Consider the following 15,626-nt stretch of genomic DNA (forward strand, 5'->3'; position numbering starts at 1 on the left):
AGCCTTTCAGCTCTAACCAATCACACAATTCCCACAACACGCAGATACATTAAAATCAGATACAAATGGCGCATTCTTTGTGATTTCGACTAATCGCTTAACACTATCGCTTGCACCCCAACGTTTGACCACGCCATAGAACTCTTCAACGTCATGGCCTGCCAAGTAATGCTTTGGTAAGCCAGTATTGTCGCTGTACATGATTTCATCATCTTGATCACGTTCTACGCCAATATGATAAAGCTCATGCTCGATCAAGGCACAGAAGTCATGATCTGAAGCTTGTTCACAGAATGATGCGTCTATAGTGATGAGATAAACAGGTACACAACCAAACCAGTCACGCATCTGCTGTTCTTGCCGGGCTTTCTTCCATCCACCTTGGTTGAACATCACTTTTTCACATTGCCCTAGTACCATGCGCTTTTTTGACTGGCATGCAGATGATGCCCAAGCAAAGGCTAAAAAGGTTTCATCATCGTGCAGTAGCTCTGAGATATGGTCATGATCTGGATTGTGGAGCTGACCACCAATGGTTAGATAGTTTTTAATCACCCATTCTTTTAATTCCACGGCGGGCGCAAGCAGAATGGCTTCCTGCTCTTCTGCTCGGTCAATGAGATCCGTCGGTGGGAATGGTCTGATCTGTTCCATTGAATATCTGTCTCTTTAAGTTTTTCAGCCATTGTGATGAGAAGTTAGATTCAATCTGAAGCGGCCCAAATTCATTAATCTTGTATCGATTAGCTGACTCAATGCGTACTACGGTATAACCCATCTCAGCAGCGTCATCGTATCGGTCTAGACTCCAAGCCTTATTCGCCAATTTCCCACCACGACCACCAGACCAAGGACCACCTGAAATCTCAACTAAGATTCGATGTTCAATTAAATGGAAATCAAAACGCCAATGCTTGGTTGATTTAAATTGGAACGTCTTCTCGTATTTGATGCCGAGCACACCTAAAGCATGTTCAAATTTTTCTTCTGCTTCTAAGTATTTTTCTTTTGCCTTTGGTAAAGGTTTAGAGCGTGGTTTGGTTTTAGGTGGGCGCTTTTTGGTTTTCCAGAAGTAGTCGTCTGCATTCATATATTGCGCCCATTAAAAAACCACCCGAAGGTGGTTTAGTTTAAAACAACATCGACATTTGCCCAAACTCATAAATAATTAATGTAAGGACTAAAGCCGAAACCGAGATTATAAGCACATCTTGTGAAGCCATACTTTTCTCCCTTTATTGTTCTTTTTTTATACTCTCACAATTAAAAAAATTATCAACACTAAAAGAATACATTTCTCACAATTTACAGTGATAGATATGTAAGAAATTATACAAGAGCCGTTTATTTGTTAATTATTCGTACAGGCTTGTTCTTAAATTCTTAACCCGCTGTTTCAACTTAATCATGATGCCATCTATCGCCAGCATCTCATCCCGAGTCAAACCCGAACGGCTTAGGTTTTGGTACTTAGACAGTTCAGCACTACAAAATTCTAAGTCTTTTTTCGCTTGTACTTTATCTGTCATAAGAACCCCAAATAAGAAAAGAAAAACCCCGCCAAGTTTGTTATCTCAGCGGGGTTTTATGTGCCGTAATACGTTCGGCTATTAAGTGACTTAAATCTATTAGCACAGGACCAAATTGTATATAAGCTGATACTGTTTTTAATATTGCTTGATGCCAAATAATTTTCGTTGTCTTTCTAAACTAACTATATTTACGTTAATACTGCCAAATACCTTATTAATTGCTTCGATTTGTGAGTTTAATTCCGATCCTGGTCCTGTCCATACTGCATTAGTTGAAGACGTTGAATATAAAAACTTTCCTGTCTCTTGAGCTAATTTAAGATCAAAGAGTCTAATATTTAGTGCTGTAGTTGCAATCCTACCATCATCATGAGTAAAAGTTGCACTAGCCACCTCAATACCAGCATTGAAGGTTTTTAAATAATTGCAGGTAAGTGCATACCCCCTAAAATCATACTTATTCTTATGAATCATATCATTTAGATCACCAGGCACATCATTTCTTGTTGCGATAAAGCATTCCGTTGCGTATGCAGATCCTAATGGATATAAACACAAGAGCGCTGCAATAAGTTGTGATTTCATAAATAAGACTCTTTGGCTTTTCATTCATTTAAGACACTTTAACAAATTATCGTATTTATCACGTGACATTAAATTACAAACCACCAAACCTGAATAGGAATGGTTATAGATGGACTATTTCAATTCTTTCATACAATCACGACACACTTTGATTTCTTCATCATCAATCGTGTAGTCGATCTCAGTCGCACCATGTAGGCCGAATAAACATAATAAGAATTGGAGCATTTGGATCTTCTTATGTGTGGAGTTCTATATGTGGAGCTAAATCCATTCCGATATTTGTAGTTTTAAAGGTATCGAATTCGAAAGGTTTAGAATCTGGCACGCCATGTAGGATTCGAACCCACAACCATTGGTATAGAAAACCCATGCTCTGTCCAGTTGAGCTAATGGCGCTTTATTTCAGACAATAAAAAAGCCCACCATTCGATGAGCTTTTTACGGTAATTAAGTGAATTTCCATATGTACGTCCACTATACCTGAAATATGCCATACCCCGTGCGCACACTCAAGCGGTTTTTTCAAAAGTTTCAAATACAAAATGCGGGTGTCTGCTTTTGATATAAGCAAGGCCGCATTTTAGATCTTGGCGAATTTGGTTCACAGATGTGTCATTACTCCCAGCAATATCGCGTAATGAATTACCTATCACGTAGTGAGACCAAATTGATGAGATCCACTCCTGAAGGATTACATCTTCTACAAGTTGAATATCAAGAAATAGTCTTTGAATTGCACGTGCTTCGTTGCAGTCTAATTGGCAGCATGTTCCTTTTCGGCGTACGCATAGACGATCTCTAAGAGTCTCGTCTGACATGTACATTGCAAGCAGCCGCTCACGTTGCTGCTGCGTTATTCTTTTTGTTGGCATGGTTTTAACAACCATTACCATTGTTTCATTGTCGCCATTTATCCAAGCTCCAAGCTGACGACACCATTCTTCAAAACTGTATTTCGACCAATCTGTCGCTTGCATAATCGTTACTGCTGCCGTCATCCCAAATCCCCTACCATCTTCTCTATTTGCTCAATCGCTTTGCCGCTTTTCACTTGCTCGGTGCTAAACCGTATTACCTGATAACCCATCATTGTTGCTTCGTTGTATTTCTCTAAGTCTCCTAAATACCCTTTACCCCTTGTATGCCTGCCATTACTCCAGATCCCACCTTCCACTTCGACCAATATCTTTTTGCCCTTCAAATGAAAATCAGCTCTCCATTTACGTGAGGGGTGAAACTTAAACTCCTGCTCAAACTCAATTCTTAGCACCTTGAGTTGTAGGCTTAGAGTTTGCTCACCCTCACTCTCTACCTTTTCACCTTTGGCCTTTGGGCGCTTAGATCCTCTTTTGGGTTTACTTGCACCGATCATTTTTTTGTATTCAGCAATGGAATAGCTGCTTGTCACCCCTCTACCTCAAATAACTGTTTAGCCTTTTCTGTAGCCTTAAGGCTCATAGGGCTCTTGCTGTTTGTTTCCAAATACCCTTCTGCTAAAAGCTGATTTACAAAAACATTGGCATTACGTGGTGATATTTCCATCCATTCGGTAACTTCTTTCAAACTGGTTCGTCCAGACTTCTGAATGATTTTCTTTAAAACCAGCACCATGCGTTCGCCTTGTTTCACGGCTTGTTTTGTACTGAATTTCTGCTGCTTCACACTTCACCCCCAACACGATTGAATCCATTGGCTTTCATTGCCTGATACTCATTTGGATTATCAAAAGGATCTGGCCACTCGTTTTGAACCCGCTTCGCAGCTTCACTCACCTCAAGCTTTTGAGGTTTCGGAATTTCACGATTACGGACATTCAGTTTTCGCTTTAGGTTCTCCAGCTGCTGGCATGCAATATCGTTGGTCACGGGTTTGTGGCTTGGATCATCACCAGTAAATCCACATTGAGCAATTGCTTCTAGTAATTCATCCGCCTCATTGCGCTCCTTAGCCTCACTTATGATTCGCTTGTAAACACTGCTATAAACTTTATAAAACGTATCTGTTGAACCTAAATATCCATAAGGCTTTACAACTTCATCAAATGCTTGTTTTGCAAATTTATTGATTTCATGAGATCGATTCTGTTTTTCGTAAGTCAAAGCCTGCAACCAAGCCTCATCATGGCTTTGGTATTCATACTTACCTAAACACCAATCTTTAAATTCGTTTACAGAAGGTGGCCAACCTGAGGTCTCAAGACGAATCAAACCCCGATTAAATTGTTCAAAAGTGATTCCTGAAAGCTTTTGGACAAACTTATCAATCACCTGACCCTTTTTTAAGCCTGACCATTGATCTGTAAAGCGTTTACCGTATGACAAAAGCATGTCTTCAACCAACTTACGCGCATCTTGCTCACTAAACTGTTGAACAGAATGATCTTGATTTTGTGTTAATTCATTACGCATATTTCACACCCTCAACTTCATGAACATCTCGAATTGATGGAGTGTCTTCACCACCAATTTCAGATAGCCACTCATTGACCTCACCCTGAGTTCTATTTCCTGCGCTTGATTGAGATTTTGGTTTTTGAGATGTTGATTGTGTTTCACGCTGACGTTTCGTAGCATCCTTGTTGTTTTGAATCCATGTGTACCACTTAACCAACCATAGACTTGGCGTGTTCTTGGATTCTTCACCCTTAGCTGAGAAGAAATCACCAAAGTTGGTAAACATGGAAATCAAATCTTGGATTTCTGCTTCACTGAATCTTTGTTTTCCAAGTTCAATAAAATCGTTTTGGAGTGGGTATTGATTTACGCATTCGAGAATTGAATATCGCTTATGGTCTTCAGATTTGTATTGTGAGAACTGAATTGCTGGTAATGGAAAATTTTCCTCACACGCGTTACTACTACAATTCTGTTCTTGTTCTTGTTCTTGTTCTTGTTCTTGTTCTTGGCTTCGGAGGGGGTCACAAGGGGCTTCGGAGGGGCTTGTATTACTCGTATTTACACCACGCTTGTTTGACATACAAAATGCATGAGAATATTTATCGTAAAATGCTGATAAAAAAGGATTATCAGGTAGTGAATCATAGTCCTTTTGAACACCCTTGCAGCGGTTATCTGCTGGCTTTAACTCTTCAGCCACTTGAAAGCGTGCCATTTCATACACCCAAACAACCTCTGAGTCTTGATCGTAAGCACAAAACCCTGCTTCACAGGCACTTTGTAGCCCCTTCAAAGCCCCTTCTAAGGTAAGTCCAGTTTCATGGGCAATGTACATAGTTGGCATGTAGTACAGACCCAACATATTGGCATGAGGGTTCGTAATTAAGTAAAGAGAAACCATTAATGCTTCAGGATTCTTTTTTAGCTGCTTTCCTGTTTTACCTACCCAAAAATGAGGTGAAACTTTTGCATAATCACGCATGAGAAATTACCTCCTTTAAAGGGGCTTGCAAGGGGCTACCAAGGTCTGTAAATTGATCAAAATCAACTAGGAAACCAATAAAATGACACTTCTTAAAAAACGTGAAGCATTGGATATTTTTATAAATGAAAACAACACCATTTCGATAATGCACCCAGATGTAGAAGATTTTGAGTCGGGCAAGAACAAGGACGTTATAATTACAATACTTCCAGAAGATATTGATCTTGTTGTATCTGAGCTTCTTAGAATCCAAAAGGAATACTATGAACAGGTTCAAGAAGAGCTTGAAAATGAATAATTGATTCATATTGATTCCCCACCCAATTTGACTAGGCCGCGCTTTTCCAACTGACGAATAATTCGAGGTTCGACAAATTGATTGTTGATCTTGTACCTGGTGCGTGACTTTTCTTTCACCTGGATAAGTTGGGTACCTTCTTGCATTTGGCGACGTATCGCTATGGCTTGCCCCCCCATTTGGGTTGTATGCTCAAGAATGAAATAAGCTTCCTGAGCCTCAATAGCTTGGTTCATGACTGATAAAGGCATTGCGGCAAGTTCTTTAGGTGTGTATATCTTTACTGGATCAAGCAAAGGGATCATCACCTCGATAGGTGCTGGAGCTTGAACATCTTTCTGCCCACGTTTAGCTGAATATCTCACTGAGCACCCCCTTTTTCGATATTTTTAATAAATCGCCCAAACATAAAAATCTGTCCTGCTCGATGCAGGCTTGAAATGATTTCACCTGCATACCAAGCTGAAACACGATGTTCATTCATCAGCATTTCCATAAACTCGTCACGGGTGACGGCAGCATTCTTTTCATCGCCTTTGACCTTGCGAAGATTTGCCCTACGGATCTCCAGCAATCCATCTAATGTGCGGAGTGCTGGCTCGTACCATGATTGAAGCTGCATCATCTGCTTATGCTCAGGCTTTTTTTGAATAACCTTGTTGGTAATCATGGAACCTCCGCTAAGGCTTGCTCAGCCTCTGTTAAACGGCGTTTAGCATTGAGCTCAGTGGTTGAGGCACTACGAACAAACCTTTTGTTTAGGGTTAAGATGCCGATACCGATATACACATCGACGTTGTTCTCATAAACCTCTGTGATTTCATAAATTCCATCAAAGTTGCCTAAAGCTTTATCAAGCACAACAGCATCCCCGATTAAAAAATCTATATTGTCTTCAATAACTTGTTGTGGTAAATTTGCGTCGTTCATGAAAGTGTACCCTCTGAATTGAATACTAAAGCCCGATCTCAACTCTCGGGCTTTTTTTTGCCTGTTTGCTGTGCTAGATTCAGATACATGTTCAATTCCACTAGAATGTTTTTGAACTAGAAAGTCTGAGAGTCGAGCCTCAGGCTTTTTTTTGATTAATACTTGTGTTAAATTTGAATTGTTCATTATTTCCACCTCTAGGGTAATGAATCGAAAAGCCTGATCCCCAAGATCAGGCTTTTTCTTTGTGTGAATTCCCGTGAATCCCTTCCGATCCCTCAAGAAAGCTGACTTCGGTTGACAAGTCCCTTACTAAGGCTGCTAATCCCAAGCGCTCAAAAGATTTTGCTTGTAAATTAAGAACATGCCACTCACCCACGATTTCTTTTTCAAGTAAGAAAGCGAGGTACTGAGCAAGGTCTTTACCCTTAATTTCAGCGAGAGTTTTAGCTCGCTCATGTATTTCAGGAGACAAACGGACATGCGTAGATTTCTTTTCAAGGCTCATAAATCCCCCTTTAGGCTGTTAATGCTTGGTTTCGCAAATAATCGAAGTCCGCTTCTGGGCATAGAGAGTCACATGGAACTTCGCCCTTGCTGGCCTTATCAATGCGGATAGCTAATGGCGCTCCGCACTTCTTATTTACGTAAATGATTTGCTGAAGGTTTCCGACAGTTGTCAGACACTCCTTTGCAAAATCCTTTCGCCCATCTACAGATAGACCAGATAGGTAGGTTTTGAGTTTTTCAACACTGGAGGAAGACATATAGGTCTCCTTAATAAATATATTTAGTAAATACTAATTTTTATTAACATGCATGTCAACAAATCTTTAGTGTTTACGAATTTACTTTTTACTAAAAACTATATGAAATATTAAACATGGATAAAATTGAACAAAGACGCAAAAACCTGCGCGCAGCTATTGATGCTGCTAATAAAGAGTTAGGCTTTAAATCAGACACATCTTTCTGTGAGCACTTTGATTTAAATGCCAGTCATATCTCTCAGCTTGTTAATGGTCATGGGAGCTTTGGTGAGCGCGCGGCCAGAAATCTTGAAAAGAAAGTAGGCTGGGTTGAGGGTTTGCTAGATGTGGCTTCTGATGATTTAAATGTGAATGCTGCTAAAAATAGTCAGTTTGAAAGCAATGTCTCCCCCGTTGATACTCCTTTACAGGCAATTCCTTTGCTTGATTACGTTCAAGCTGGACTCTTCCATGATGTTGGTTACGACGGTTTAAACCCATTGGGGACTAGCTGGACTACCTATAAGAGTCAGCGCCCTGAGTGTGTATTTTCTCTAAAGGTTGAAGGTACAAGCATGTCTCCTGAATTCCAACCAGGTGACGAGATTGTGGTAGATGGTTCACTTGAAGCGAAACCAGGCGCTCTTGTTATTGCTCAAGAGATAAAACACGGCGAAGCAAGAACAACGTTTAAGAAATATCGTGTTATTGGTATCAATGAGTTTGGTGTTGATGTTATTGAGCTTGTTCCATTAAATCCTGACTTTCCAACGCTTAACTCAAATCAGATAGATATCTCAATTATTGGTGTTGTTGTTGCTCACAATCGAAAATTTAAGTACTAGAGAATAAACCTAAGCACATCAAAGCTTGGGTTTTAAGCTATTTAAAGCACACAAATATAAGGAAACAAAATACCAAACATGCAAAGAATTGAAGTAAATTCGCGCAATATCAGCTACGTGCTTTATCAGCACTTTTTATTAACGGTAGTGCTTAGGACTGGTGAGAGATTTATTTATAGACTTCTTGAAGCTAGTACCTTTAACGATTTTATTGAAGCAATTGATAAAGATAAATTCTATAAAAGCCAAATTGATATGAATAAAAGATTTAAACGAATTCAACTTTTTGTGTAATAAAAGTCCTTAAAGAAGGAAAACAAAATGATCGCTACACTTAATAAATCTAAAACTGCGCTAACAATTAATCGTCAAGAATTCAAATTGGCATTAGAAAAAATTGGCGCAGGAATTGATAAACAAATAGCCTCGCTTAAAAAAGCTAAACAAAGCTATGACCCTGCGGAAATTGCACACGAGGTCATTGGTGAAGTGAATATCTTTGAAGCGATTATTGAAGGTTTTAACGAAGCTGAAGGCACTAATCTAAAACTAGCCGATATAACCAATCTTGATACAGCACAAGGTTGGATAGATGACTTCTTAGGAAAATATTCTGATAAATAAACCCTAAGCATGGCTTGAGGTTGATAAGGCGAATTTAAGATGAATAAATTTGACTATATAAAACTAGGGCTACTCTGTGCAGTCGTAACCCTTTGCTGGGTTTCAATGATTTTTTAAACTGCGAACCCGACGCAGCCCTTTAGAACAGATCGGGTGGAGATGTGAATGAGACAAGAAACAAAAGAGGCTTTGGCTATTGAGTTAACCAAAGCTGTGATTAATGAACGATCTAAGAATGAAAGTGCTTTTGATATCACTGATGCAGAATTATGGGTCCATGTATACTTGGAATCCTTGAAGCAAATCGAAAGGGGTTATGATGAGCAAACAAGTGATCCAGGTATATGGCAAAAATTAGTAGACTAGTCACTAATATTAGCTTTATATCCATGCTTTTTAAAAAACTTAGCCATGTGCTTCTCAAATTGAGGCACCTTGCTTTCACAAACATGTACTGTGATTTTTTTAACTTTTTTAATATTAATAAATTCATCTACAGCATTAATGTCAGCAATCCGCTGATTTATATCTTTGTTGCTAAAGTCACGATCATTTGGACTTAAAAGCTTCAATCTAGCTTCTTTTTTTGATTTATTACTCATAACAAACTCCAAACAACCCATCCCTGTGATGGGTTTTCTTTTGTCTATCTTACCATTCACTAAATATTTTACTAATTTTATTTAGCAAATCTATTGACTAATTATTTAGTAAATACTAAATTATCTCTCACAGACATTAAAAAAGCGCACCGACCTGAGAAATCTAATGCGCTTTTGCAAACTTGCGAGATCAATTATGAACAAAACCTTATCCCCTTTCAATACCATCAAGATATCTCTTGGTGTAGCTGCTGTAACAATAGGCATACTTAGCTGTGGGTTTAAGACCTCACCGCAGGCTGCTCAACCTGTAGTTGCCAACGTAGCCGCTTCTGAATATCAACTCCTTGCATTACGCATGACTGGTGATAACCACGGCGAAGCGATTATTCGTTTAGATGGTTTCCGCGTTACTGCACGTTTTGAAGTTGAGGCATTTGAAGACAGCTACGGCGTACCAGGTAGTGAATTCACCGCTGTAGACATAACCAGCCTTGATGAAGTGACCGTTTCAGATGCCTTAGGCAATCCATACAACGACTTCACAAACCACATCGATCATCAGAACTTCAATGCTCTTATTAAGGGTTATATCGAAAAACATCGTTTAGTGGAGGCAGGCTGATGACTAATTTTGACAAATTAATTTTCGCACCTCATTGGGTGAAAATCTGTAAAGAAACGATGGTCGACTTAACTGCTGAAAATGTTGTGGTAGTTGGTTTTGGGGAGAATTGCTTCTCCATCCTTGGCTTCCCTGAGTATGTTTTTGACGCAGCAGACCTTACCGCTTTAAAACATCGCCGCATCGCTAGCTACTACATGCCCTTGCATCAATTTGATGAATTGTATGAAGAGGTATTTGGGACAAGTTTTGTTGACGAGTGTGATGAGCTTGATCTGGGTAGCAGCCATGGATTCATTCGCAACGGAATAGGCTTAAGAAAAGAGTATTTCTTTGGAGGGAAGGTTAAAACATTTTTAATTCAAGATGAATTAGACCTAGTGGCCCTAAGTAAGCTGGAGAGTATCTTATGGCGCTAAATAATCAAACTCCCGAAGTAATTAACTTCGGTAAGCATAAAGGTACCGCTCTTATTGATTTAGACCAACCATACGTACGCTGGTTGCTTAAACAGGAAAGCCTTAATGGTGATTTACGCAAAAGCTTAGAGAGCCTGCCTTGGGTTAAAGATGCTCAGCGACGTAAAGAGTTAGCGATAGCACTGCAACGTACACACATTCCTCTCAGCGAACGCAGGGCTTTTAAGCGTCGTATGGGTTGGGTTGGTTCGAGATAAGGGGAAATACTCATGGCTATACCTATTATTCCAGCAGACCAAGCATTAAACGTTAGCGCGATTATTACTTACATCTATGCAGATCCGGGGCTTGGCAAAACGTCTCTAGGTTTTACCGCAGATAAAGCAATTTCGTTTGACTTTGACCGCGGTGCACACCGTACTGGTGAACTTCGTCGCGGAGCTGTTGTTCCAGTTCAGCAGTGGTCAGATATTGAAAACATTACTGAACAAGACTTAGCACCTTTCAATACGGTTGTTATTGATACCGTGGGTGCAATGCTTGAATCCATCAAGACACATTTGCTCAAAACAGCGAATAACCGTCAGCAAGATGGTGCACTCAAATTAAAAGCCCAAGGCTTAGCAAACATGAAGTTTAAGCAGTACATCAATACGCTTTTAAGCTTTGGTAAGGATGTCGTCTTTATTGCCCATGCCTCAGAAGACCAAAGCGGTGATCAGATCATCTACCGTCCTGAGCTTGGTGGTAAGAACCGAAATGAACTTTACCGTATTGCAGACATCATGGGTTATTTGACCACTGTTACTACTGGTGAAGGTAAAAATGCGAGAGTCATTAACTTCAAGCCATCCCCAACACACCATGCGAAAAATTCAGGTGCTTTAGGTGGTGAGACTGGTGAGGTTTGGGTACCTGATCTTAAGTTACACCCTACTTTTCTTGCAGACTTAATTGCAGATGCGAAGGCTCATATCAACACGCTTACCCCTGCTCAAATTGCATTAAATAAAGCACTTGAGGATTTGGATAACTGGAAACAAAGCTGCGAAGAAGCAGTTTATGCAAGCGACTTAAATCACCTGACCGAGACCCTAAAGCTAGACAAAGAACACACTTATTATCAAAACATGCGTCAAGCAATGCTTGCTCGAGCGAAAGTACTCGGCTGCACATTTGATATACCCCGCGATACATGGATAGAACCTCCTGAATTTAATGGGATATCAGAAGCTCAACGTGATGAGTTGCAAGACCTCCTTGCGCAAGCCGGCATTGATGTTATGACTTATTGTGAAGATCAAGGAATTGATAGCCTATTAGGCATTGAAGCCCAACATTTTGAGAATGTAAAAGCTCACATCATCAACACCACCCAAGGACAAGGGAGAGCCATTGCATGATCTACACCTATTCCTCTATCACCCGTGTGCTGTTAATTCAGCACAACGGGCGGATAAAAACTTACAGCGACATTAACCTATTTGGGATTGAGGACTGTATTCAAAACTTTGTTAATACGTGGGGGTATCGATGATTTTCAGAATTAAAAACAAGCACGCCCTTGCCTTCATGATTTGGCTTGAATTGCTGGGCTATGTAAAGAAGGTCCTAGCTGATGGTAGCTGCACGTTCTCAGGCAAAGGCACAAAGAAGTCGCTGAGCTATGTGTTTGTAAAGAATGACTTAACGGGTAATGCAGCGTGTCAGTCATTGTATGAAGAATTCGTAAATTACCAAGGTTCTAATTATGTCGAAATGAAGGTGTCGTGATGTTTGAAACAAAAATTAAGCCCGATTATTCGGAAGCGGTTGCTAAATTTGTTAAAAGCGGCGGCCAAATTAAACAAGCTGTCAATACAAACAAAGCTGAGTTTAATTACTGCAATGTAGACACAGCGGTTAAAAGTGCTGAGCGCCCGAACAGTCATCAAAATCATATCTTGCGTACGCGTGCTGAAAAGAGTGGCTTAAAAAGTTATAAGCCTGTTGCCCCATGTAAGTCGTGCGGCACCTCCGAACGATCTGTGAAATCAAATGCTTGTCTTGAGTGTGATAGACGTAGAGTTAGAGCCAAAAACGGCATTAGTACTAAAAATATTGAAGCTGTCGGACACTACTTGCTTGAAAAGGGTGAATCGGTGGAGTTCACCAGTAATGGTCAAAAATACGTTTTAAAAATTGAGGTGGCGTGATGGAAGATAACAAACTAGAGCCAGCTGAAATTGTGCGCAGTGAAATGGGAACTTGGACACATCCAGTTTATTCAAAATACATGAATGAGCATCTGGAAAACGAAGAATACGTAAGTCGTGAAGAGTGGGAAAAATTTAAAAGCCACTTTGGTGTAGACACTGTGATGTTCTGGATGGAGAGCCTTGTTAATTCTGATGATTGGGAAATCATGATGGATGATTGTGATATCACCAAGTGGGACCCGATTGCACCAAACGGCTTTTTCTTAATTGATATCAATTTTAGTGAAGATGATGCCTATGCCATTTTCGCTCGAAATAAACGTGAATGCGAGGTGGCGTGATGGAAATTCAAAAAGAAAATCATTTGCTTGAGCAATTTGAAAAGACAAAAACTTTTAAACGTTTTTTCTCAACCTTGTTGCGTTTCGATGAAGAACTAGATTGTTTTATTTCTACAGAAAAATGGCGCGATAAAGAGGCTGAACTACTAACTGCTGCGTGGTGGATGTTTGCTGAAGTAGCAAACCCTCAAGCAGCGCCTGAATGGATTTCAGTTAACGATAAAATGCCCGATGAAGGAGACGAAGTTTTCGTGCATCACTATGGGCACATTGTTCAAGCAACTAAAGATCAAAAGTATTCTGGCGGATTTAAGCAAAGAAATTGCTATGGCTGGGAGGCTGTTAGTTCTTATATATCTCATTGGATGCCGATGAGTGTAGTTCTACCTGAAAGCTACCACTTTTATTATGGAAAACCTGCAAAGCAAGCACAGGAGTAAAGTCATGAGTAAGTTAATTAAAAAAACCTCAGAAGTGGCTCTACATGAAATTCAAAACGCTGTTGCTGAATTAAGAAATTGCCATGAAGAAATCCGAAAAGGTCTTACAGCCCAAACCTATGTAGATATTGCCAATAAGAAGCTTTCAAATGCAATTAAGCACATGCTTGAAGCTGAAAGTTGGGTTGATGCAATTAAGGATTCTCAGGAGCAAAGTCATGAATATCCCAATCCTTGACCCCTGCTTCGGCTCTCGCATGATGCATTTTGATCGTACAAATCCAAATGTCGTATTCGGAGATATTCGTACTGAAAAGCACATTTTATGTGATGGTCGCTCTCTTGAGGTAACACCTGATATTGAAATGGACTTTCGAGCAATGCCATTCAAAGATGGTCAATTCAGTTTAGTTGTATTTGATCCACCGCATTTGATCAAAGCAGGAAATGAAAGCTGGCTAGCTTTGAAGTATGGAAAGCTGAAAGAAAACTGGCGGGAAGATATTCAAAAAGGATTTGAGGAATGTTTTCGCGTGTTGGCCGACGGCGGTGTGCTTATTTTCAAGTGGAATGAAACACAAATTAAAGTCAGTGAAATTTTAGCTTTGACTGATCAAAAGCCTGTGTTCGGACACATCAGTGGAAAGCGTGCAAATACTCACTGGATCACTTTCATGAAAATGGAGATGAGATATGAATGAGGAACTCTTAGAACTACTTTCGCGCTTCGGTCTAATCCCATTAGATTGGGTTAGTGCCAGCCAGTTTTCAGCACTTACAGGCATTAATGAAGAGAAACTGACCCACCGCCGTAAAAATTGGCAAGAAGATCTTGTTTGGACTAAACAAGATGGAAATATTTACTACTCAATTAAAGGTTTCAATGAATGGCTGACTCAAAAAGCACAAAGTCGATGCCAACAGGCGTGCGGATCAGAAACGGGGCGATCCAAATCTACTTCGAGAGAAGAAAGAAAGAGTACAACATCACGCTACCTCACCCCCCAAGTGCAGAAGGTATCTCGGCGGCCGCTAAAATTAGAGCTCAGTTAGTAACAAAGGCTGAATGGGGTATTTTAACTGACAGTGATATTGCCGAAGCAAGAGGCCAGCTCGTTGATGATGATGCAGTCATTGTCAACGGCGGTATTCTATTTCAAGAGGTCGCTCAGAAATATCTTAAATTCTGTGAAAGTAATACCGATACCAAAAAAGGTTATTTAAATATTTTGGAATTTCATTGGATGGGTTATTTCGCACTTATGCCAATCAACTCAATATCAATTGAGAACATTAAAGAGGCTATTATTGATCGTGATTTTAAAACAGCCAAAACTCTAAATAATTGCCTTATTCCTTTACGTGGGGTTTTCGATTGTGCAATAGAAAATAAATTTATTACAGAAAACCCGTTAGACAGCATAAGGAATAAAAAAGTACAAGTTGATATTCCAGATCCTTTTAGTAGACCAGAAATGGACGCAATACTTGAAAATCTTAAAACGACTTTAAAGGGAGATGAAATTTTATATTATTGGTACTACGAACTAGCTTTTTGGACTGGATGCCGCCCCTCTGAACTAATTGCATTAAAAGAGTCAGATTTTGATTTTTTTAGTGGAATGTTCAAAGTTAATAAAAGTCGGGTTCGCGGTGTTGAAAAAAACGTGACGAAAACTCACACGGCGCGTGAAGTTTGTTTGAATGCACGCTCTAAGAAAGCGGCACAAGAGTTAATCAAATATAAAAAGGATAGAAATATTCAGAGTAAATATTTGATGCTCTGCCCTGAAACTGGTGAACCTTTTTTTAATGAGAAACCACCACGCAATAGGTTGGTAGCGGCACTAAAATCATGCGGTATTCGTCACCGCCCTGCTTACAACGCTCGGCACACCTATGCAACAATGATGCTAATGGATGGATTAAACCCCGTTTTTGTATCCAACCAAATGGGCCATAGCTTACAGATGATGATGAAGCGCTATGCGAAGTGGATGCATGGGGATAAGAACAAAATAGAGATGGGAAAGCTCAAGACAGACTAAACCTGT

Annotated in this window: 32 protein-coding genes and 1 tRNA gene; 17 read left to right on the forward strand and 16 right to left on the reverse strand. The window is 39.9% G+C overall.

Annotated features, from left to right (window positions below):
• Window positions 1-12: 12 nt before the first annotated feature.
• The 10 genes from AC4CU3_RS04770 to AC4CU3_RS04815 form a co-directional block, all read right to left on the reverse strand.
• Window positions 13-654, reverse strand: coding sequence for a putative metallopeptidase (locus AC4CU3_RS04770; protein WP_490738022.1), 642 nt, complete (start codon window positions 652-654; stop codon window positions 13-15).
• Window positions 614-1,090 (reverse strand): hypothetical protein, encoded by a 477-nt coding sequence (locus tag AC4CU3_RS04775; protein WP_490738023.1) that lies wholly within the window; start codon window positions 1,088-1,090, stop codon window positions 614-616. The genes AC4CU3_RS04770 and AC4CU3_RS04775 overlap by 41 nt, the downstream gene beginning before the upstream one ends.
• 265 nt (window positions 1,091-1,355) lie before the next feature.
• Window positions 1,356-1,529, reverse strand: coding sequence for a hypothetical protein (locus AC4CU3_RS04780; protein WP_165382154.1), 174 nt, complete (start codon window positions 1,527-1,529; stop codon window positions 1,356-1,358).
• A 138-nt stretch (window positions 1,530-1,667) separates the two neighbouring features.
• Window positions 1,668-2,117 (reverse strand): hypothetical protein, encoded by a 450-nt coding sequence (locus tag AC4CU3_RS04785; RefSeq protein WP_195728816.1) that lies wholly within the window; start codon window positions 2,115-2,117, stop codon window positions 1,668-1,670.
• A 322-nt stretch (window positions 2,118-2,439) separates the two neighbouring features.
• Window positions 2,440-2,516, reverse strand: a tRNA-Arg gene (locus tag AC4CU3_RS04790).
• 113 nt (window positions 2,517-2,629) lie between these two features.
• Complete coding sequence (locus AC4CU3_RS04795; RefSeq protein WP_004693748.1) at window positions 2,630-3,118, reverse strand: hypothetical protein; 489 nt, start codon at window positions 3,116-3,118, stop codon at window positions 2,630-2,632.
• Window positions 3,115-3,492, reverse strand: coding sequence for a DUF559 domain-containing protein (locus tag AC4CU3_RS04800; RefSeq protein WP_490738459.1), 378 nt, complete (start codon window positions 3,490-3,492; stop codon window positions 3,115-3,117). Before AC4CU3_RS04800 ends, AC4CU3_RS04795 begins: the two co-directional genes overlap by 4 nt.
• 32 nt (window positions 3,493-3,524) lie before the next feature.
• Complete coding sequence (locus AC4CU3_RS04805; protein ID WP_490738024.1) at window positions 3,525-3,782, reverse strand: hypothetical protein; 258 nt, start codon at window positions 3,780-3,782, stop codon at window positions 3,525-3,527.
• Entirely contained in the window at window positions 3,779-4,528 is a 750-nt protein-coding gene (locus AC4CU3_RS04810) for a hypothetical protein (protein ID WP_490738025.1), read from the reverse strand. The genes AC4CU3_RS04805 and AC4CU3_RS04810 overlap by 4 nt, the downstream gene beginning before the upstream one ends.
• Window positions 4,521-5,498, reverse strand: coding sequence for a hypothetical protein (locus tag AC4CU3_RS04815; RefSeq protein WP_490738026.1), 978 nt, complete (start codon window positions 5,496-5,498; stop codon window positions 4,521-4,523). The genes AC4CU3_RS04810 and AC4CU3_RS04815 overlap by 8 nt, the downstream gene beginning before the upstream one ends.
• An 82-nt stretch (window positions 5,499-5,580) precedes the next feature.
• On the opposite strand from AC4CU3_RS04815, the gene AC4CU3_RS04820 reads away from it, so the two are divergent.
• On the forward strand, window positions 5,581-5,799 hold the full coding sequence (locus AC4CU3_RS04820) for a hypothetical protein (protein WP_490738027.1): 219 nt from the start codon (window positions 5,581-5,583) through the stop codon (window positions 5,797-5,799).
• 5 nt (window positions 5,800-5,804) lie between these two features.
• Here AC4CU3_RS04820 and AC4CU3_RS04825 read toward each other — a convergent pair whose 3' ends face one another.
• The 5 genes from AC4CU3_RS04825 to AC4CU3_RS04845 are packed head-to-tail and all read right to left on the reverse strand — an operon-like array spanning window position 5,805 to window position 7,496.
• Window positions 5,805-6,164 (reverse strand): hypothetical protein, encoded by a 360-nt coding sequence (locus AC4CU3_RS04825; protein ID WP_490738028.1) that lies wholly within the window; start codon window positions 6,162-6,164, stop codon window positions 5,805-5,807.
• Window positions 6,161-6,469: a hypothetical protein gene (locus AC4CU3_RS04830; protein WP_490738029.1), complete on the reverse strand. Its 309-nt coding sequence runs from the start codon at window positions 6,467-6,469 to the stop codon at window positions 6,161-6,163. Before AC4CU3_RS04830 ends, AC4CU3_RS04825 begins: the two co-directional genes overlap by 4 nt.
• The gene (locus tag AC4CU3_RS04835) at window positions 6,466-6,915 is read right to left on the reverse strand and encodes a hypothetical protein (protein ID WP_490738030.1); all 450 of its coding nucleotides are present in this window, start codon (window positions 6,913-6,915) and stop codon (window positions 6,466-6,468) included. Before AC4CU3_RS04835 ends, AC4CU3_RS04830 begins: the two co-directional genes overlap by 4 nt.
• Window positions 6,916-6,961: 46 nt before the next feature.
• Window positions 6,962-7,237, reverse strand: coding sequence for a hypothetical protein (locus AC4CU3_RS04840; protein ID WP_130234757.1), 276 nt, complete (start codon window positions 7,235-7,237; stop codon window positions 6,962-6,964).
• Between the two features lie 10 nt (window positions 7,238-7,247).
• Window positions 7,248-7,496, reverse strand: a complete 249-nt coding sequence (locus tag AC4CU3_RS04845; protein WP_131230210.1) for a hypothetical protein — start codon at window positions 7,494-7,496, stop codon at window positions 7,248-7,250.
• A gap of 116 nt (window positions 7,497-7,612) precedes the next feature.
• Between AC4CU3_RS04845 and AC4CU3_RS04850 the strand changes: the two genes are divergently transcribed.
• The 4 genes from AC4CU3_RS04850 to AC4CU3_RS04865 all read left to right on the forward strand — a co-directional run bounded on the left by AC4CU3_RS04850 (window position 7,613) and on the right by AC4CU3_RS04865 (window position 9,313).
• Window positions 7,613-8,323 carry a LexA family protein gene (locus tag AC4CU3_RS04850; RefSeq protein ID WP_131230208.1) on the forward strand — a complete coding sequence of 237 codons (711 nt, stop codon included), beginning with the start codon at window positions 7,613-7,615 and terminating at the stop codon, window positions 8,321-8,323.
• A 78-nt stretch (window positions 8,324-8,401) separates the two neighbouring features.
• Window positions 8,402-8,617 carry a hypothetical protein gene (locus AC4CU3_RS04855; protein ID WP_131230206.1) on the forward strand — a complete coding sequence of 72 codons (216 nt, stop codon included), beginning with the start codon at window positions 8,402-8,404 and terminating at the stop codon, window positions 8,615-8,617.
• Between the two features lie 27 nt (window positions 8,618-8,644).
• Window positions 8,645-8,947: a hypothetical protein gene (locus AC4CU3_RS04860; protein WP_131230204.1), complete on the forward strand. Its 303-nt coding sequence runs from the start codon at window positions 8,645-8,647 to the stop codon at window positions 8,945-8,947.
• Between the two features lie 165 nt (window positions 8,948-9,112).
• On the forward strand, window positions 9,113-9,313 hold the full coding sequence (locus tag AC4CU3_RS04865) for a hypothetical protein (protein ID WP_131230202.1): 201 nt from the start codon (window positions 9,113-9,115) through the stop codon (window positions 9,311-9,313).
• Here AC4CU3_RS04865 and AC4CU3_RS04870 read toward each other — a convergent pair.
• Window positions 9,310-9,549, reverse strand: a complete 240-nt coding sequence (locus AC4CU3_RS04870) for a hypothetical protein (protein WP_131230200.1) — start codon at window positions 9,547-9,549, stop codon at window positions 9,310-9,312. The two genes, AC4CU3_RS04865 and AC4CU3_RS04870, sit on opposite strands and share 4 nt — an antisense overlap.
• Before the next feature lie 166 nt (window positions 9,550-9,715).
• Between AC4CU3_RS04870 and AC4CU3_RS04875 the strand changes: the two genes are divergently transcribed.
• The 12 genes from AC4CU3_RS04875 (at window position 9,716) to AC4CU3_RS04930 (ending at window position 15,620) form a co-directional block, all read left to right on the forward strand.
• Window positions 9,716-10,174 (forward strand): hypothetical protein, encoded by a 459-nt coding sequence (locus AC4CU3_RS04875; RefSeq protein ID WP_490738031.1) that lies wholly within the window; start codon window positions 9,716-9,718, stop codon window positions 10,172-10,174.
• Window positions 10,174-10,593, forward strand: coding sequence for a hypothetical protein (locus AC4CU3_RS04880; protein WP_336149990.1), 420 nt, complete (start codon window positions 10,174-10,176; stop codon window positions 10,591-10,593). The genes AC4CU3_RS04875 and AC4CU3_RS04880 overlap by 1 nt, the downstream gene beginning before the upstream one ends.
• A complete protein-coding gene (locus AC4CU3_RS04885; RefSeq protein ID WP_336149989.1) occupies window positions 10,584-10,850 on the forward strand; it encodes a putative quorum-sensing-regulated virulence factor in 267 nt (88 codons plus the stop codon). Before AC4CU3_RS04880 ends, AC4CU3_RS04885 begins: the two co-directional genes overlap by 10 nt.
• Window positions 10,851-10,862: 12 nt before the next feature.
• A complete protein-coding gene (locus AC4CU3_RS04890) occupies window positions 10,863-11,996 on the forward strand; it encodes an ATP-binding protein (RefSeq protein ID WP_279661755.1) in 1,134 nt (377 codons plus the stop codon).
• Between the two features lie 130 nt (window positions 11,997-12,126).
• Window positions 12,127-12,366 carry a hypothetical protein gene (locus AC4CU3_RS04895; protein ID WP_490738032.1) on the forward strand — a complete coding sequence of 80 codons (240 nt, stop codon included), beginning with the start codon at window positions 12,127-12,129 and terminating at the stop codon, window positions 12,364-12,366.
• On the forward strand, window positions 12,366-12,788 hold the full coding sequence (locus AC4CU3_RS04900) for a hypothetical protein (RefSeq protein ID WP_490738033.1): 423 nt from the start codon (window positions 12,366-12,368) through the stop codon (window positions 12,786-12,788). Before AC4CU3_RS04895 ends, AC4CU3_RS04900 begins: the two co-directional genes overlap by 1 nt.
• Window positions 12,788-13,132 (forward strand): hypothetical protein, encoded by a 345-nt coding sequence (locus tag AC4CU3_RS04905; RefSeq protein WP_125280168.1) that lies wholly within the window; start codon window positions 12,788-12,790, stop codon window positions 13,130-13,132. Before AC4CU3_RS04900 ends, AC4CU3_RS04905 begins: the two co-directional genes overlap by 1 nt.
• Complete coding sequence (locus AC4CU3_RS04910; RefSeq protein ID WP_490738034.1) at window positions 13,132-13,572, forward strand: DUF551 domain-containing protein; 441 nt, start codon at window positions 13,132-13,134, stop codon at window positions 13,570-13,572. The genes AC4CU3_RS04905 and AC4CU3_RS04910 overlap by 1 nt, the downstream gene beginning before the upstream one ends.
• A 4-nt stretch (window positions 13,573-13,576) precedes the next feature.
• Window positions 13,577-13,810 (forward strand): hypothetical protein, encoded by a 234-nt coding sequence (locus tag AC4CU3_RS04915; protein ID WP_490738035.1) that lies wholly within the window; start codon window positions 13,577-13,579, stop codon window positions 13,808-13,810.
• Window positions 13,791-14,273 (forward strand): class I SAM-dependent methyltransferase, encoded by a 483-nt coding sequence (locus AC4CU3_RS04920; protein WP_490738036.1) that lies wholly within the window; start codon window positions 13,791-13,793, stop codon window positions 14,271-14,273. The genes AC4CU3_RS04915 and AC4CU3_RS04920 overlap by 20 nt, the downstream gene beginning before the upstream one ends.
• Window positions 14,266-14,625 carry an excisionase family protein gene (xisR, locus tag AC4CU3_RS04925; protein WP_490738037.1) on the forward strand — a complete coding sequence of 120 codons (360 nt, stop codon included), beginning with the start codon at window positions 14,266-14,268 and terminating at the stop codon, window positions 14,623-14,625. The genes AC4CU3_RS04920 and xisR overlap by 8 nt, the downstream gene beginning before the upstream one ends.
• 80 nt (window positions 14,626-14,705) lie before the next feature.
• Complete coding sequence (locus AC4CU3_RS04930) at window positions 14,706-15,620, forward strand: tyrosine-type recombinase/integrase (protein WP_490738460.1); 915 nt, start codon at window positions 14,706-14,708, stop codon at window positions 15,618-15,620.
• Window positions 15,621-15,626 lie beyond the last annotated feature (6 nt).

It is taken from the genome of Acinetobacter sp. 802_lipA, from assembly GCF_058242885.1.

Excerpts from the sequence above, each read along its gene's own strand:
- AC4CU3_RS04795 (WP_004693748.1), bottom strand. The coding sequence starts at position 3,118 with ATGACGGCAGCAGTAACGATTATGCAAGCGACAGATTGGTCGAAATAC.
- AC4CU3_RS04895 (WP_490738032.1), top strand. The coding sequence starts at position 12,127 with ATGATTTTCAGAATTAAAAACAAGCACGCCCTTGCCTTCATGATTTGG.
- AC4CU3_RS04900 (WP_490738033.1), top strand. The coding sequence starts at position 12,366 with ATGTTTGAAACAAAAATTAAGCCCGATTATTCGGAAGCGGTTGCTAAA.
- AC4CU3_RS04885 (WP_336149989.1), top strand. The coding sequence starts at position 10,584 with ATGGCGCTAAATAATCAAACTCCCGAAGTAATTAACTTCGGTAAGCAT.
- AC4CU3_RS04800 (WP_490738459.1), bottom strand. The coding sequence starts at position 3,492 with ATGATCGGTGCAAGTAAACCCAAAAGAGGATCTAAGCGCCCAAAGGCC.
- AC4CU3_RS04810 (WP_490738025.1), bottom strand. The coding sequence starts at position 4,528 with ATGCGTAATGAATTAACACAAAATCAAGATCATTCTGTTCAACAGTTT.
- AC4CU3_RS04915 (WP_490738035.1), top strand. The coding sequence starts at position 13,577 with ATGAGTAAGTTAATTAAAAAAACCTCAGAAGTGGCTCTACATGAAATT.
- xisR (WP_490738037.1), top strand. The coding sequence starts at position 14,266 with ATGAATGAGGAACTCTTAGAACTACTTTCGCGCTTCGGTCTAATCCCA.
- AC4CU3_RS04870 (WP_131230200.1), bottom strand. The coding sequence starts at position 9,549 with ATGAGTAATAAATCAAAAAAAGAAGCTAGATTGAAGCTTTTAAGTCCA.
- AC4CU3_RS04780 (WP_165382154.1), bottom strand. The coding sequence starts at position 1,529 with ATGACAGATAAAGTACAAGCGAAAAAAGACTTAGAATTTTGTAGTGCT.
- AC4CU3_RS04880 (WP_336149990.1), top strand. The coding sequence starts at position 10,174 with ATGACTAATTTTGACAAATTAATTTTCGCACCTCATTGGGTGAAAATC.
- AC4CU3_RS04875 (WP_490738031.1), top strand. The coding sequence starts at position 9,716 with ATGCGCTTTTGCAAACTTGCGAGATCAATTATGAACAAAACCTTATCC.
- AC4CU3_RS04835 (WP_490738030.1), bottom strand. The coding sequence starts at position 6,915 with ATGAACAATTCAAATTTAACACAAGTATTAATCAAAAAAAAGCCTGAG.
- AC4CU3_RS04860 (WP_131230204.1), top strand. The coding sequence starts at position 8,645 with ATGATCGCTACACTTAATAAATCTAAAACTGCGCTAACAATTAATCGT.
- AC4CU3_RS04815 (WP_490738026.1), bottom strand. The coding sequence starts at position 5,498 with ATGCGTGATTATGCAAAAGTTTCACCTCATTTTTGGGTAGGTAAAACA.
- AC4CU3_RS04820 (WP_490738027.1), top strand. The coding sequence starts at position 5,581 with ATGACACTTCTTAAAAAACGTGAAGCATTGGATATTTTTATAAATGAA.
- AC4CU3_RS04785 (WP_195728816.1), bottom strand. The coding sequence starts at position 2,117 with ATGAAATCACAACTTATTGCAGCGCTCTTGTGTTTATATCCATTAGGA.
- AC4CU3_RS04845 (WP_131230210.1), bottom strand. The coding sequence starts at position 7,496 with ATGTCTTCCTCCAGTGTTGAAAAACTCAAAACCTACCTATCTGGTCTA.
- AC4CU3_RS04840 (WP_130234757.1), bottom strand. The coding sequence starts at position 7,237 with ATGAGCCTTGAAAAGAAATCTACGCATGTCCGTTTGTCTCCTGAAATA.
- AC4CU3_RS04770 (WP_490738022.1), bottom strand. The coding sequence starts at position 654 with ATGGAACAGATCAGACCATTCCCACCGACGGATCTCATTGACCGAGCA.
- AC4CU3_RS04775 (WP_490738023.1), bottom strand. The coding sequence starts at position 1,090 with ATGAATGCAGACGACTACTTCTGGAAAACCAAAAAGCGCCCACCTAAA.
- AC4CU3_RS04855 (WP_131230206.1), top strand. The coding sequence starts at position 8,402 with ATGCAAAGAATTGAAGTAAATTCGCGCAATATCAGCTACGTGCTTTAT.
- AC4CU3_RS04830 (WP_490738029.1), bottom strand. The coding sequence starts at position 6,469 with ATGATTACCAACAAGGTTATTCAAAAAAAGCCTGAGCATAAGCAGATG.
- AC4CU3_RS04865 (WP_131230202.1), top strand. The coding sequence starts at position 9,113 with ATGAGACAAGAAACAAAAGAGGCTTTGGCTATTGAGTTAACCAAAGCT.
- AC4CU3_RS04890 (WP_279661755.1), top strand. The coding sequence starts at position 10,863 with ATGGCTATACCTATTATTCCAGCAGACCAAGCATTAAACGTTAGCGCG.
- AC4CU3_RS04920 (WP_490738036.1), top strand. The coding sequence starts at position 13,791 with ATGAATATCCCAATCCTTGACCCCTGCTTCGGCTCTCGCATGATGCAT.
- AC4CU3_RS04910 (WP_490738034.1), top strand. The coding sequence starts at position 13,132 with ATGGAAATTCAAAAAGAAAATCATTTGCTTGAGCAATTTGAAAAGACA.
- AC4CU3_RS04905 (WP_125280168.1), top strand. The coding sequence starts at position 12,788 with ATGGAAGATAACAAACTAGAGCCAGCTGAAATTGTGCGCAGTGAAATG.
- AC4CU3_RS04850 (WP_131230208.1), top strand. The coding sequence starts at position 7,613 with ATGGATAAAATTGAACAAAGACGCAAAAACCTGCGCGCAGCTATTGAT.